Source organism: Psychrobacillus sp. FSL W7-1493 (genome assembly GCF_038004905.1).
GTDB lineage: Bacteria > Bacillota > Bacilli > Bacillales_A > Planococcaceae > Psychrobacillus.
Genome location: NZ_JBBOSB010000001.1, coordinates 288,823 through 302,499, shown reverse-complemented (window position 1 = coordinate 302,499; position 13,677 = coordinate 288,823). Strand labels below are relative to the sequence as shown.

Here is a 13,677-nt window from a genome sequence, read left to right as displayed (position 1 = left end):
GTAAAAGAGGTTTGTGTAGGACTTGCACCCATTAACCTGTTATTATAGTTGTTTTTTATTGAAAATAGCTATGGAACTTAAAAGTATTATGAAAATACTTGCAACGGTTAGCCAAATAACCATTGAAAAATCTTCTGTTCCCATAGCACCGGTTAATATTTCTACATTACTCGTTGCTAGTCGGATCGGGTTGTATGCTTCTGTTTTCTCAAACATATTTAGTAGTAATAATGCTACAAATACAATTCCTGAAAAAAGCATCGGCATATATGTTGATGTTGCTAAGACATTTCCAAACAAAAATACAGCAATCATTAAAATGCCAAATAACCATAGACAAAAAGCAGCAAAGTAGTAATGCGAAACAGTACTCATATCCCAATAATAAGATGTATATGCGAATGTCGTCCAAAAAGCAAGGGCATAGCTTAGTGTCCATATAAGTGATATAGCTGTGGCTTTCGACCAGATAACTGTTTTTCTTGAAAGTCCTTTTGTTAACATAAGGATAAGGGTACCTTTTGATAACTCTGAGGATAATGTGGTGCTAAATAAAATAATGAACAAAATAATACCCATTTGTGAAATATTTTTATAAAACTGTATCCAAGAGTCGAGAGCAGTTGGCTCTGGAATATCCATTAATACTCCTGCTGGCATAAACTGTTCAAATAATACAGGCATTAATTTTGCAGTTAACGGGCTCATAATGCCAAGACCTAAAAAAATAGTGACTATAATCCACAATTTATAAGTACGATGTGATTCCATTAATTCTTTTTTTATAAATGCTTGAAATGATTTCATTTAACCACATCCATAAATATATTTTCTAATGATTGCTCCATTTTTTCTAACTTTTGCGGAAAAACTTGTGCTTCCTGGAATGCTTGCAAAACTAATTGCTCTGTAAAATGGGTATGTTTAAATTGCAGACTCATTTTTTCCTCTTTAAAATTACTATCATTCAACAAATCTTGAATGCTTGATAAGCCACAAAATCTGTTTTTATCATCCTCTGTTCCAAATTGAATATACAATTGATCAGATTGATATTGCCTTTTTATAGCTTGTAGATCTCCCTCCATCAAAATTTTACCTTCATGTAACACAGCAATATCGTCACAAATACGTTCCACATCAGATAATACATGTGTTGAAAAAATAACCGTTGTTTTCTGCTTTACTTCATGTAAGATGTCTAGAATCTGTTTTCGACCAATTGGGTCCAATGCTGAGGTTGGTTCATCACAAATTAATAATTTAGGCTCATTTAAAAGTGCTTGCGCAATTCCTAGACGTTGCTTCATCCCTCTTGAATAAGTACCAATCCTACCAGATTCGTTAGCCAATCCAATAAGATCTAACAATTCCTCGCTTTTCTGCTTCGCATATGATTGCTTCAAACCAGTGATTTCACCACATAATAGAAGGTATTCTCTTGCAGTCATAAAGGGATAAAACATTGGAACATCAGGTAAAAACCCAATGTATTTATTGGTTTTCGTCTCACCGAAACGAACCAATTCTCCACAGATATTTAAACTACCTTCATCTGATTGTAGTAAACCTAATAACATTTTCATTGTAGTCGTTTTTCCTGAACCATTTCTGCCAAGAAAGCCAAAGACTCGATTCTCTTCAACTGTAAATGAAATATCATCAATTACCTTTTTTTCTCCGAATTGCTTCTTCAGTCCTTTCACTTCAACAATGGACATTTATTTATCACCCCGTCCAAATACGAAATAAATAACAGGACCAATAAATTGAAAGAAGAGTACTACGATAATCCACATCACCTGATTACCAAACCGATATGTCGGGTGTTTTATTACATGAACTACTGCAAAGATGGCCAATCCAAACTGAATAATAATCAGTGGTAATAAAAACGGTAAATATTCTATTAATGTTGACATGTTGCTCTCCATTTACTTTTTTCCTCCTAATGAGAATTTTAAATTTTCGACAAGCAATTTATATAAAGGATCCTCTTGAATAAAACCAAACACCGGTTGTGCGCATACGCTTTGCAGCATACTTTCTTTAATCACTTCATCATCCCGTACTGCATTAATACCTAAATCTAAATTTTCAAGCCATTCATCAATTAACGTAAAAAAATTATCTCCATGTAATGTAAATGGAAAAATGTTAGACGTGCAAACCCCTAAATATCTTTCCAACCAGTACAACGTTTTCTCTCGATTTCCTTGCATTGCGTATCCTTGGGCAGCTGCATAGTAAAACTGCAACACGATATTCGGATGCAATTCCTTTAATCCAAAAATAGAAGTAATCCCTTCCATGCGCAGAATGGTTTCTTCGAATTTCTCTTGATCGTCAATATTTAATAACATATATGAATGAGCAGTTCCTGCTAGACTTGATAAGCTTTGATACATATTCACTTGTAAGGTGCGTTTTGCTTGCTCTACATCACCCATCATTTGAAAGGCATTAGATAGTACAATTTCATCGCCAACAGCAGGGCGTAACGTATCCCCTAACAAAGACAGTACTTCTTCAGGTTTCTTTAATAATAAATAAATGACTGCTTGTAACGAATTTGCCTGTTTATTAAGCCAAACATCATCACTTTCTTGCTTAATCCTTACAAACAGTTGAGCTGTCTCTTCTAAAATAGCTTGTTGTTTTTCCTCCGTTGGTGCGAGCATATAATGATTCAAATAAAGAACACCCATTTGCAGTAAGAAGGGAAAGCATGCATAATACTTTTGAATTATACTTTGGCTTTCCTCGTATACTAAATCAAAATCCTGTTTACTAAATTTTGTAGCAAGCTCGTGATATTGTTTCTTTATCTCATCCTTCGTTAACTGCGGTGCATAACCAATCAGTTCGTCAATCGTTATATTATAAAATGAGGCAAGCTTCGGCAAAAGTGTTATATCTGGATAAGTTTTACCTGTTTCCCATTTGGATATAGAGGCTTTGGAAACACCTATAAATTTTGCTAGGACATCTTGTGTAATTGCTTTTTCTTCTCTTTTTTTTATAAGTATTTGACTAATCGTAAGTCTCATCATACTCATCTCCTTCATCCTTACCTTCATTGTACTAATCACACGAATAACCCTCAAACGGTTTAACGTTAACTTTAGTTAAAAAAATCAACCTACAAGCAACATTGAAATTGCCATTATATTTTGCAAAATCTCACTTCTTAATCAGACTATAGTTACAACAACATAAATTAAATACCTATACAGTGAATTAACGTATAATTTTCTCTTAAATAGTGGTTCCATATTATCTCGACAACTTTAGGATAAGGGTACCCAACTTTTTTAGAAACCTGTCCATTCACGACTGTAAACAACTTATTGAAATGTCTTAAAGATAATTTAGTAGTTAGTATTTATAATAAATAAGTAAAAGCCGATGTTCCAATTAATGGGACATCGACTTTTGTTTATTTCATTTCTTTACCATACACTTTACCTCATAGATAATTATAATAAAATAATTAATACGTATGGGCTGATAAAATAACGGATATTTAATTAATTGTATTATATTCATACTCTCTTATTTTTGATTTAATTATCTTAACAGAAAATGTTTTTACCATTACATCCTCGATATTAAAATGACACTGTTCGTTCATTCAAAAAAACTACTTAACTTAAATTTTAATGTTATTTTAACTATCCAATTTTTTAATCGTTATAGAAGCGTTTACGGTCTGTCCTGTGCCTCCTGCAGTTGTTAAGGTAACAGTTCCATCCGAACTATTTCTTAATGTTATTACATCGTCAGCCGCGAGGTTGGTTATTACATATCCATTATTTTGTACAACACCTGATCCGGAACCATAGCGTGTTCCTGGTATCGCAACACCATTTACAAACACTTCAAATTGGCTAGGTTCGTTGGTTGTCGTAGAGAAATTAATCTCGTAATCGCCTGGAGTCGTAACTGTAATCCCTGCTTCACCTTCTGTATGGGTAATTCCATCTGTTAGTAATCCATTTGTATTAAAAGTTCTTTAATAGCCTGCATATTTTTTTTGTAATTATTTCTTCCAAATTTTAAAGAATTCCACGGAAAAAAATAGTAAGTCTGAATTATAATTTTTCATTAACGGGTGCTTTAGTAAAAACAATATTAAAGTAAAATGAGCCAGGAGAAAATATCCTAGCTCATTTTTTTGTGAATTTTAAATCAACTTTTACCTTTAACTTAGCTTAACATGATAAAAAAACTGGCTAGAAAACTAACCAGTTTTTTTACGTCACGACTGAGTTATTTAAGAATGTCCAGTTACATTATAGTTGGTAACTCCAAAATTCAATAACAGCAATGAAATACGGATGTTTCAAAAAACTTTAATTTACATTATAGTTGGTAACCCATCCAATTGTACTTTTAAGGTATTTACATTATAGTTAGTAACCCAATGTTTACCTTAATGTTATTGATTTTTGTTATTACAAATTACTTTGAACGGCTTTCAAAATGAGAAACCTAACAAGAGTACACCTTTATGACTGAATCTCCATTTAATTTTATTGATTAGTCATGATATTTAGGAAAACTATTTTGAGTAGTTTGTGATGCTTCCTCTAAAATCTTTTTTACCCGCAGTATATAATCTAGCGGGGGAAGTTTATCTTCAGTCATAAAAGTATTGATGAATCTCTGAAATAAGAAATTATGTGGAATATGGGAAACATTTTCTTTTGTTTTACTATCAAATGTAGAATGAGCTATAACAGGATGGTAAAATGCTTTGTTTTTAAAAGGTATATTAGAAAATGGGTTATGAAAGACAATTAATCCATCTAATAAATGCTCCACATAATTTTCTTTGAATGTTACTTCATTAATAGGTTGAGTACCAAAATCGTTATATCTAGAATGGCTGACTAAAGTAATTCTTGGATCATCACACATTACCCTCACTTTACCAAACGTTGCTGTATTACTAAAAATAACAGCGCTAATATGAGCAAACTTGGGAGTTGTAAAATATCCTAAAGGTACTTTAGCTCCATTTTTTTTATCTATTTCCTCCATGTATATAACATCCAGTATATCTCTATTTTCATCATCCCAGTCTACTGCTATATATCGATCAAAACCATATAAAACTCTATGTATAGCTTGCATACGTTGCTCATTTGTATAAGGCGAGTCAAAAGGAGTAATTGCTATAATGAACGGTTTTCCTTTAACATGTTCCAACTGACCATACGATTCTTTATATTTGTGAGACTTGCTCATAAAAGCATTAGCAATTCTAATGGTGGCGTTATCAACAATCTTCTCCACTGGCCATTCTTTAAAGATATCTTTAGAAAAATCTTTTTTCCATTCTGGGGTCTCATCCTGTGCGTGACTAGCAATAGTTGCCTCTACATTAAAACCATCTTCACCTTCAATAACAAAATCTGGACGATTATAGGACATATTTACATTTAATTTAAGTTCCTTGCTCACTGCAAAAAGGTATAGCTCCCAAAACGATGAGTTAAAAGTTGTTTGAAACTCTTTAACAAATTTATGGTCACGATCTTCAAATCCTTCTGCCCAATCTTTTATAAATTCTCTAGCATAAGATAATTTTTCATTATAAATACTAAGGAAATTTGGATGTAATTTATCTTCAGGATATTGAGGAACAAATAATAAATCACTAACTTTTTCCATTTATAACCCACCTTTAATAAAAGAAGCTTAGATGTTACTACTTATATTACTACTTATTATACTATTTCTAATCCAAGTATGAGTACTAACATTCTTTTTAACATTCTTTTTTATGCTATTAACACTTAAATAGCGTTGGTTTTCTACACAATGGTATTAAAAAATTTAATCTCCACAACTTTTCCTTATTTCTTCTATATTATATATTAGTACACAAGGAAGGAGCATCCTCCTCATTGGAGCGACCATATGAGTAAATACTAATAACATTATCATAGGTGGTTTATAGTTTGTGAATGAATCGATAACACTCATTTCTTTAATGAGCACAACAATCAAATTTATCTTATTACTTTTCTTGAACTTGGGAATTGGTGCAATTGGCTTTATACCAAGTATCTTTGTTACTGCTATCAATATAAACTCCTTGGGTTTAGCGCTTGGTGTCATTCTTACATTTACTGGAGAAATTTTTGGTGCAATTATTGGTTTTCACATGTATCGGTGGGGCTTCTCTAAAATTAATCCTGGATGGCTAAGTCATACAATTATTAAAACTATAAAAAATAGTTCTCCCATGCATGTGTTCACACTAATTATTCTATTTCGAATTCTACCATTTGTTCCATCAGGGATAGTTACCGCAGGTGCTTCTTTAACAACTATTCCCGGATGGATTTTTATGACTGCAAGTTCAATCGGGAAAGTACCTGCAGTTGTCATTGAAGTAGCAATAGTCTTTGGGGTTCTTCAAAAAATTTCAATGAATTATTTATACGCGGTTATGATCTTGTTCTCGGTTGTATTTACAACTTTTTGGATTAAAAAGAAATGGTAAACCACTGGTCATAGTTAATGGCAAAATAAGATATTTACTGATATTTACTACACAACTAGTTTTCCACTTTAGGTTTTTATAGTTAGTCTCTATTAACAAGATGGCTCTACCCCATGGTGAATATTAATAAAATAGCTATTATTACTATTTATATTAGATTTAATAAAGAGGTAAATAAATGAAAGAAAATAAATTCAATAATCTAGATATAATAATTTACTTGGTAATTATTTTGTTTATGATTGTAAGCTGTACCTTCATATATAGCGCACAAAAATACTTGCCGTATGATGATAATTTTGCGTTAAAACAAGCAATATGGGTCCTATTCGGTATGATCATTTCAGCAATTGTATATTTTTTTGATTTTGAACAAATAAAAAAATTATCCCTATATTTATATATATTTGGTAACTTAATTCTGGCTTTGCTTATTATATCTCCAGAAACAATAGCACCTAATATTAAAGGAATAAAAGCTTGGTTTTTAATTCCGGGATTTGGTTCTATTCAACCTTCAGAATTCATGAAAATCTTTTTAATTCTTTACTTAGCAAGAGTAATATCTAATCATAACGTGAAATATCCAATAAGATTTTTAAAGTTAGACTTTTTTCTGTTATTTAAAATTGTTGGTATAACTCTAATTCCGTTAATCCTAGTAGCTGTTCAGCCCGATTTAGGGACTGGTATGGTTATGGTTTCTATTATGGTAGGTATGATACTCATATCAGGTATTAATATGAGAATAATATTATCTGTTTTTATAACTGTAATTATATCTTTAGGATTATTTGCATTGGCGTTTTTATACAGACCGAACTTATTATTGTATGTAATGGACCGGTATCAAATAGATAGGATAAATTCTTGGTTGGATCCATTTGCGGATACTTTGGGAACAAGCTATCAATTAAGTCTATCTATAACTTCAATAGGTTCAGGTATGTTAACTGGGAAGGGATACGGTAATGGCGTTGTTGCAGTACCTGAGGCACATTCTGACTTTATTTTTACAACCATTTCGGAGGAGTTTGGTTTTATTGGTTCTGCAGGAATAATTTTTATGTATTACATTATAATATACAGAATTTTCAGGATAGCGTATAAAAATAAAGGTGAGTATGAAACTCTAATTGCTGCTGGAGTTATTTCTATGATCTTATTTCATGTTTTTGAAAATATTGGAATGGTGATAGGGCTCGTTCCTATTACTGGGATTCCCCTTCCATTGTTTAGTTATGGAGGAAGTTCTGTTCTGGCTACTATCTTTGCACTAAGTATAGTCATAAACATATCACTTAACACGAAAGACTACATGTTCGGCGGTGATGATGATTAATATACCAAAAAATAGAATAATATTACTTGGCTTTCTATGTAATCTCCTCATCCTAATAATAGGAATTCTAGCAGCTATTTATTTCTATTATTTTTAACTGCAATTCTTTTTGCGATATTTTAAATTTAAAACGCTAATATAAGGAGAACAATTAACTCTCAAAAGCTAGCTATTCTCATGATAGAATAATTGAAAAACATTTGGTTAAAACAAAGTGGTATTTTATTAGTCTTTCCATACTATCATTTACCCAATAGACAACCCGAAATTTTTTCTAATTCAAGAGACTTTTATATAGGAGTGTTCGATTGTTAGAATGGATAGCAATCCTAACAATGCAGTGGTCAATTGTTAAGTGTTTTGGGAACTCTTATTATTATTTAGATATAAACTATCAAGTATGCCTGTAGCAAGAAAATTCTACCAAGCATTTTATCCTAGCCATTTACTGCTAGTTTGAATATTATCTTATTTATTATGAGGTGCAATTCATTGCAGGAAAAATCTGCTGAGTCTCTTCATTTAATTAAAGATAATTTATTATGCAACCTACATTGAAAAGGTGGACGGTTTCCTTTTCTCTTCACAAATAATTTAAGGCTACCGCTAAAGCCATGTGGTTTGACTTTTTGCAGTAGCCTTATTATATTTTAGTATTCTTCGTAAATTTTCTTACGCACTCATTTGACGACATGCTTCAGCACATTTGCGGCATGACTCAGCACAGCTTTGGCAATGGTCATGTTCGTGTTTAGCACACTCTTCTCCACAGCGTTCACAAATTTCTGCACAAAGTTGGCATATTTCTTTCACAAAAGGACTGTTCGAAGTCATCGCTTGTATCGCAAAGGCACAAGCATCTGCACAAGCGCGATCTAATCGTATACAATCGACCATCATCTTAACATCGCCTTCTCTTAAACAAGCATCAAAACATGTGTTACAAGCCTTTAGACATTCCATACAAGCTTTAAGACATTCTTCATATTTCTGATTCATGAAATACCTCCTAGATATTAATATTGCAATCAGTATTAATGTTCCCATAAGGTGTTAGTTCAAACAGAGAAATGAGAACTCCTTAGAAAATCCTTATTTTTGTAACTCGTATGTAATTCTAATATAAATTTTAATCTATTTTTACTTGTCCCATCATTCCATTCTCTTCATGCTCAAGAACATGACAATGGAACATATATATACCTTTGTTATTAAATTTAACAGCTAATTTCACTGTTTCTCCTGCATCAATTGCTACAGTATCTTTCCAGCCTTGTTCGTTTACTGGCTGTTCGTTTCCATCAATTGAAATAATTTTAAACTGTGTCCCATGAATGTGGAATGGATGTGTCATTCCGCCCATTGCATCAGGTTTATTATAAATTTCCCATACTTCAGTAACCCCTTGTTTTTGAGTAAAGTCAATTCGGTCTATATCAAATTGCTTATCATTAATGGTCACCATTGCACCCATTCCAAAAAGTTCTAGTTTCTTCGTAACAGGTAAATTTCTTTCTTCATCTGTAACAGCAAAATTATTTAAAGTTTTTGGTAAATCTCTTGAATTTGTTTTCTGTTCATCAATTTTAAATGGTAAAAGGTTTGTATCTTCCTCATTAATTAACGCTATATCACTTGAGGCTTTATACTTTGAAAAATCAATGATAATCTCTGCACGTTCACCGGGTGTTAACGTTATTTCACTCATTGTTGTTGGTTCATTTAAGAAACCACCATCTGTAGCGATTTGTTGGAATGAATCTCCTGTATTTAGTTTAAAAGAATAATTTCGAGCATTTGAACCATTTAATATACGTAATCTAACTTTTTCTTTACCTACCGTAAGTTTAGGATTCAATGTTCCATTTATTAATAAAGTATCTCCTATTGTTCCATCATCGTTAATTACTGCTTGGTAATCAAATTGCTTATCCTCGTTAAATTGTCTGTCTTGGAATACTAATGGAAAATCATTTGTCCCATATTCTTTTGGTAAATCTAGATTTTTCGAATTTTCATCCTCCACATAAATTAAACCAGCTAATCCTTTATATACTTGCTCAGCTGTAGCACCTTCAGGATGTGGATGGAACCATAGAGTGGAAGCCTCCTGATTTACAGTGAATTTTACATCTTCTGATTCACCTGGTTGTAGTATTTGATGAGGACCACCATCACCTTCGCCTGAAATATCTACACCATGCCAGTGAAATGTCGTTGGTTCTGATAAATCATTGTTAGTTCTAAATGTTACTGTTTCATCTTTTGATACCTGAATAATTGGCCCTAAAAAGGAACCATTATATCCATATGTTTCGGTTTGAACATCTTCGTAAAATTCGGTTGTTCCTTGCTGTGCTGTAATATCTATTACCCCATCCTTTGATTCAATTAATGGTGGAAGTATTAGTTCATTTTCTCCAGTTGAATTATTTAATGCCAAAGGGTTTGTATGGCTATCATGACCGTTTTCCATAGAAGCCATATCTTCATCGCTCGCATCTGAATGATCCATTCCTTCCATATTCGACATTTCTTCTGCAGTCATATTAGCATGATCCATACTTGCATTTTTGGCAGAAGAATCACTTGCACTACAACCTCCAATTATAATAATGCTTACCGACAATACGGAAGTAATCCACATTTTGTATTTCATCTTCATTCTCTCCAATTTATATTATTTAATATATTGGCAGTGTATCAAATAAATATGGAAAATTTATGGAGGTATATGCTTATACTAAATGGATGAACCAATTGACAATATTATTCGTAACATTTCGTGCACTTTTCTTTAAAATTAATAGTATTAAATTTTCTTATCTTACAAAATATATAGTTCTAATTCCTAAACTTCCAACATATTGTTGTTTGAGGTGTATTAATATGAGAAACCAAACAAGAATAATTATCGGACTATTCTTAATAATTTTTATATCACCAATTATTATAGCTACTCTTAGTAACCCTCAACAAATAGGAATTATGGAAATGGCTGATGAGAAGCCTGACGAGAAAGCAGACGAGAAAGCAGTCGTCGTATACGCTGCAACTCAAAATCAAAATCTTGATAATATCAAAATCATTGAGCCTAGGAAAGCATTATTGCTATTTACACACTCCCACGAATCCTTTATACCAATAGTAAAAAATGAGACCGGTCAAGCAGAGGTATACCATTCAACCTCAAACATAACCGCTTTTGAAGATATTATTAGAAATCATTTTAGTCTAAATTCTATTGAAACTGAGTTTCTCGGAATTGACACCATGAGTGAGCTAAAGAAAACAAATCGTACTTTTCCAGAAGCCTATAACGTTGTCCGTCCTTATTTAACAGATAATGTTCAGAACAATAAATATGACATAATTATTGATTTACACAGAGATTCTACAACTAGGAAAAATTCAACACTAACTTACAACAATGAAACATTTGGAAAAATATATTTTGTGGTAGGGGAAGAGCATCCAAATTACTTAATAAACAAATCCTATGCCCAACATCTTTCCTCACACTTAAATGAATTGGTTCCTGGAATATCTAAAGGCGTTATCGGTAAAAAAGGAGACCATGTGGACGGCATTTATAATCAAGATCTTGCTAACAATATGGTGTTAATAGAACTTGGTGGAATCGATAATACACAGGAAGAAATTAATCGTTCGATTTCAGTTCTAGCAAAAGCTGTTTCAGAACTATTACAAGATGAATCTAACAATCTAGTATCACATGCAGGACTTTAAAATTACAAAATGAAATGCACCTTGAAGCTTATGACTTAAGGTGCATTTAACTTTAAGATATAAAGTAATTTGAAATATAATAAGAAAACGAAAACGAACAAGTAATGCCATGGATCCAAAAGACTGATTTACCTTTCTTCATGGAAATAATATTCACTTAAAACATCAGCAAAAACCTCTGTAGTTCGATGAAGCTCTTCTACTGTATTATCTACACCTCCAATTTCCACAATAATAGAGTTTGGAGAAATATCTTGATTATAAATTCCATTGCCTTGTTTACTACTTTTTGGCATTATGCCTTTGGACAGTCCGGGGTATTGATTGTCTAAAATTGTTTGTAGCCCTTCCGCAAACGTAAGATTCTTTTCATAACCTTCATGGCCCGTACCTACAACAAATAATAATTTGGCATAGTTTACTCCATTCATTACAGTAGTAGTAGAATCACTACGCAAAGAATCGCGATGCAAATCTAGAAAGATCTCTAAATCTTTATTACCTTTTAACGCAGCACGTACTTGCTCTCCTGACACATTATAAGAACTATTATAGTTTAAACCTCTTGTAGCTAGTTCTTGAACGATATCGGTTGAATTGACTGTTGTTCCTACTCCCCTTCTTTCCAGTGCCCTTCCAAGCAGTTCTCCTACTAGTGTAATATTTGCTTTCGAGTGATACGCTTCTTCAGGTTTATCTGTTTCTTCTAAATATGGCAAAAAAGATTCCCTGCTATGAGTATGGTAAATATACAGGACTTCCTTTCCGAAAGTTGAATGAGATGATGAAATTTCTTTGGGAGATTTCATATTTTTAAAAAGAGCATCAATATTCTTTATAGTAAGTTCTCTTTCGTTAAAGAAACCGTCCATAGTAGGCGCAAATTCATCCCTATCCTCTAGATTCAAGTTTGATTTCCCTCCTGTATCTAGATTATTTGTTTTAGTAGGCATCCCATCTAATTCTTCGGATAAACGATCTTTTAATTCAACATGGAAAAAAGGATAGATTTTATCGTCAAATATATTTTCTTCCTCTTCTTTAGGAACATAAAAAATTGTCACCCAGAAAGAAAAAAGTAAGAGAATAAATAGCAAAACTACAAAGTATAACAAAATCCTTAGTAAAGTATCTTTCTTTTTCTTTGTTGTGTTCTTTTCTTTATTTAGGGAGTTTGAAGACATTCTGTCCCTCCTAGAATTTCTCTTTTTCAATATGATTTAGTTAAAAACATACCATAAAAAAGAATAACAAATAATTGTGGATAATATATGGACAAGTAAGATTTTCTTGCCTCCAAAAACAAAAAAGTACAATCATCTATACAGTGGATGATTGTACTTAAAAATCTCTAAAACTTAGTTGTTAGTATTTTTCCCTTTTTCCATAGCTACAGTTACATTAGATATCCGTTTCGCTCCGGCATATTTAGGACCCCAATAAGGATCTGTTTTTAAGTTAGCTTTTAAAATACCCTTACTTTTTGCAGATATGAATTCCCCGTTACCCAAATAAATTCCAGTGTGAGAAATACCTTTTTTATATGTATTAGCAAAAAACACTAAGTCTCCAGGTTGTAATTTATCTTTTTCAACTGTTTTTCCCACTTTAAACTGCTCGGCAGATGTTCTTGGTAAACTAATGTTGAATTTATTATAAACATATCTAATATATCCAGAACAATCAAATCCCTTAGGAGTTGTTCCACCAAATTTATATGGAGTACCGTATAACTTTGAAGCAAATGCTCCGATTTCAGTTGATGTTGCAGCATTGACTTTATCTGCTGAAAATACTTGTGCAGAAAAAATTAAAGATACCACAATTAATACTTGCATAATTATACTTCTCATTTTACACCCCAGTAAATGTTATATTTATAATTGTAACTTTATCACAAATGATGCAATATATTCGTTACGATTTGATTACAAAATCATTACAAATACCTAGTTTAACTTTCTAATTCTAGGATATTTCGGACTATAGTTTTAATTTATAGGATAAATAATAAAAAGTAAGAGTCTGTGTAAGTTAATAGCATGCTACTATTTTCAGTAGATTCAAA

Annotated in this window: 12 protein-coding genes and 1 pseudogene; 3 read left to right on the top strand and 10 right to left on the bottom strand. The window is 32.1% G+C overall.

All coding sequences use genetic code 11. The features are described from left to right. Window positions 1-42: 42 nt before the first annotated feature. The 6 genes and pseudogenes from MKX96_RS01530 to MKX96_RS01505 all read right to left on the bottom strand — a co-directional run bounded on the left by MKX96_RS01530 (window position 43) and on the right by MKX96_RS01505 (window position 5,679). Complete coding sequence (locus MKX96_RS01530; RefSeq protein ID WP_340881440.1) at window positions 43-807, bottom strand: ABC transporter permease subunit; 765 nt, start codon at window positions 805-807, stop codon at window positions 43-45. After that, entirely contained in the window at window positions 804-1,721 is a 918-nt protein-coding gene (locus MKX96_RS01525; RefSeq protein WP_340881439.1) for an ABC transporter ATP-binding protein, read from the bottom strand. The genes MKX96_RS01530 and MKX96_RS01525 overlap by 4 nt, the downstream gene beginning before the upstream one ends. Further along, window positions 1,722-1,934, bottom strand: a complete 213-nt coding sequence (locus MKX96_RS01520; RefSeq protein WP_240949579.1) for a PLDc N-terminal domain-containing protein — start codon at window positions 1,932-1,934, stop codon at window positions 1,722-1,724. Next, window positions 1,935-3,092, bottom strand: a complete 1,158-nt coding sequence (locus tag MKX96_RS01515) for a helix-turn-helix domain-containing protein (protein ID WP_340881438.1) — start codon at window positions 3,090-3,092, stop codon at window positions 1,935-1,937. It lies immediately after the preceding gene. A gap of 578 nt (window positions 3,093-3,670) precedes the next feature. Continuing rightward, window positions 3,671-3,997, bottom strand: a pseudogene (locus MKX96_RS01510) (BclA C-terminal domain-containing protein); the annotation flags it as partial. Between the two features lie 545 nt (window positions 3,998-4,542). Next, a complete protein-coding gene (locus MKX96_RS01505) occupies window positions 4,543-5,679 on the bottom strand; it encodes a hypothetical protein (RefSeq protein ID WP_340765961.1) in 1,137 nt (378 codons plus the stop codon). Window positions 5,680-5,971: 292 nt separating this feature from the next. On the opposite strand from MKX96_RS01505, the gene MKX96_RS01500 reads away from it, so the two are divergent. Then, window positions 5,972-6,517 (top strand): TVP38/TMEM64 family protein, encoded by a 546-nt coding sequence (locus MKX96_RS01500; RefSeq protein ID WP_340765964.1) that lies wholly within the window; start codon window positions 5,972-5,974, stop codon window positions 6,515-6,517. Between the two features lie 178 nt (window positions 6,518-6,695). Then, the gene (locus tag MKX96_RS01495; RefSeq protein ID WP_340765966.1) at window positions 6,696-7,859 is read left to right on the top strand and encodes an FtsW/RodA/SpoVE family cell cycle protein; all 1,164 of its coding nucleotides are present in this window, start codon (window positions 6,696-6,698) and stop codon (window positions 7,857-7,859) included. A 672-nt stretch (window positions 7,860-8,531) separates the two neighbouring features. Here MKX96_RS01495 and MKX96_RS01490 read toward each other — a convergent pair. Continuing rightward, on the bottom strand, window positions 8,532-8,858 hold the full coding sequence (locus tag MKX96_RS01490; protein WP_277587601.1) for a four-helix bundle copper-binding protein: 327 nt from the start codon (window positions 8,856-8,858) through the stop codon (window positions 8,532-8,534). Between the two features lie 130 nt (window positions 8,859-8,988). Then, window positions 8,989-10,518, bottom strand: a complete 1,530-nt coding sequence (locus MKX96_RS01485) for a multicopper oxidase family protein (RefSeq protein ID WP_340765968.1) — start codon at window positions 10,516-10,518, stop codon at window positions 8,989-8,991. 230 nt (window positions 10,519-10,748) lie between these two features. On the opposite strand from MKX96_RS01485, the gene spoIIP (MKX96_RS01480) reads away from it, so the two are divergent. Then, entirely contained in the window at window positions 10,749-11,609 is an 861-nt protein-coding gene (gene spoIIP / locus MKX96_RS01480; protein ID WP_340765970.1) for a stage II sporulation protein P, read from the top strand. Between the two features lie 128 nt (window positions 11,610-11,737). On the opposite strand, the gene spoIIP (MKX96_RS01475) is transcribed toward spoIIP (MKX96_RS01480), so the two are convergent. Together spoIIP (MKX96_RS01475) and MKX96_RS01470 are read right to left on the bottom strand one after the other, a co-directional pair. After that, window positions 11,738-12,793, bottom strand: coding sequence for a stage II sporulation protein P (gene spoIIP, locus MKX96_RS01475; RefSeq protein WP_340765972.1), 1,056 nt, complete (start codon window positions 12,791-12,793; stop codon window positions 11,738-11,740). A 174-nt stretch (window positions 12,794-12,967) separates the two neighbouring features. After that, window positions 12,968-13,447 (bottom strand): C40 family peptidase, encoded by a 480-nt coding sequence (locus tag MKX96_RS01470; protein ID WP_320415376.1) that lies wholly within the window; start codon window positions 13,445-13,447, stop codon window positions 12,968-12,970. Between the last annotated feature and the right edge of the window lie 230 nt (window positions 13,448-13,677).

What these genes read in the sequence shown, in the direction of transcription:
- spoIIP (WP_340765972.1), bottom strand. Translation starts at nt 12,793, where the DNA reads ATGTCTTCAAACTCCCTAAATAAAGAAAAGAACACAACAAAGAAAAAG.
- MKX96_RS01490 (WP_277587601.1), bottom strand. Translation starts at nt 8,858, where the DNA reads ATGAATCAGAAATATGAAGAATGTCTTAAAGCTTGTATGGAATGTCTA.
- MKX96_RS01525 (WP_340881439.1), bottom strand. Translation starts at nt 1,721, where the DNA reads ATGTCCATTGTTGAAGTGAAAGGACTGAAGAAGCAATTCGGAGAAAAA.
- MKX96_RS01505 (WP_340765961.1), bottom strand. Translation starts at nt 5,679, where the DNA reads ATGGAAAAAGTTAGTGATTTATTATTTGTTCCTCAATATCCTGAAGAT.
- MKX96_RS01485 (WP_340765968.1), bottom strand. Translation starts at nt 10,518, where the DNA reads ATGAAATACAAAATGTGGATTACTTCCGTATTGTCGGTAAGCATTATT.
- MKX96_RS01470 (WP_320415376.1), bottom strand. Translation starts at nt 13,447, where the DNA reads ATGCAAGTATTAATTGTGGTATCTTTAATTTTTTCTGCACAAGTATTT.
- MKX96_RS01520 (WP_240949579.1), bottom strand. Translation starts at nt 1,934, where the DNA reads ATGGAGAGCAACATGTCAACATTAATAGAATATTTACCGTTTTTATTA.
- spoIIP (WP_340765970.1), top strand. Translation starts at nt 10,749, where the DNA reads ATGAGAAACCAAACAAGAATAATTATCGGACTATTCTTAATAATTTTT.
- MKX96_RS01530 (WP_340881440.1), bottom strand. Translation starts at nt 807, where the DNA reads ATGAAATCATTTCAAGCATTTATAAAAAAAGAATTAATGGAATCACAT.
- MKX96_RS01495 (WP_340765966.1), top strand. Translation starts at nt 6,696, where the DNA reads ATGAAAGAAAATAAATTCAATAATCTAGATATAATAATTTACTTGGTA.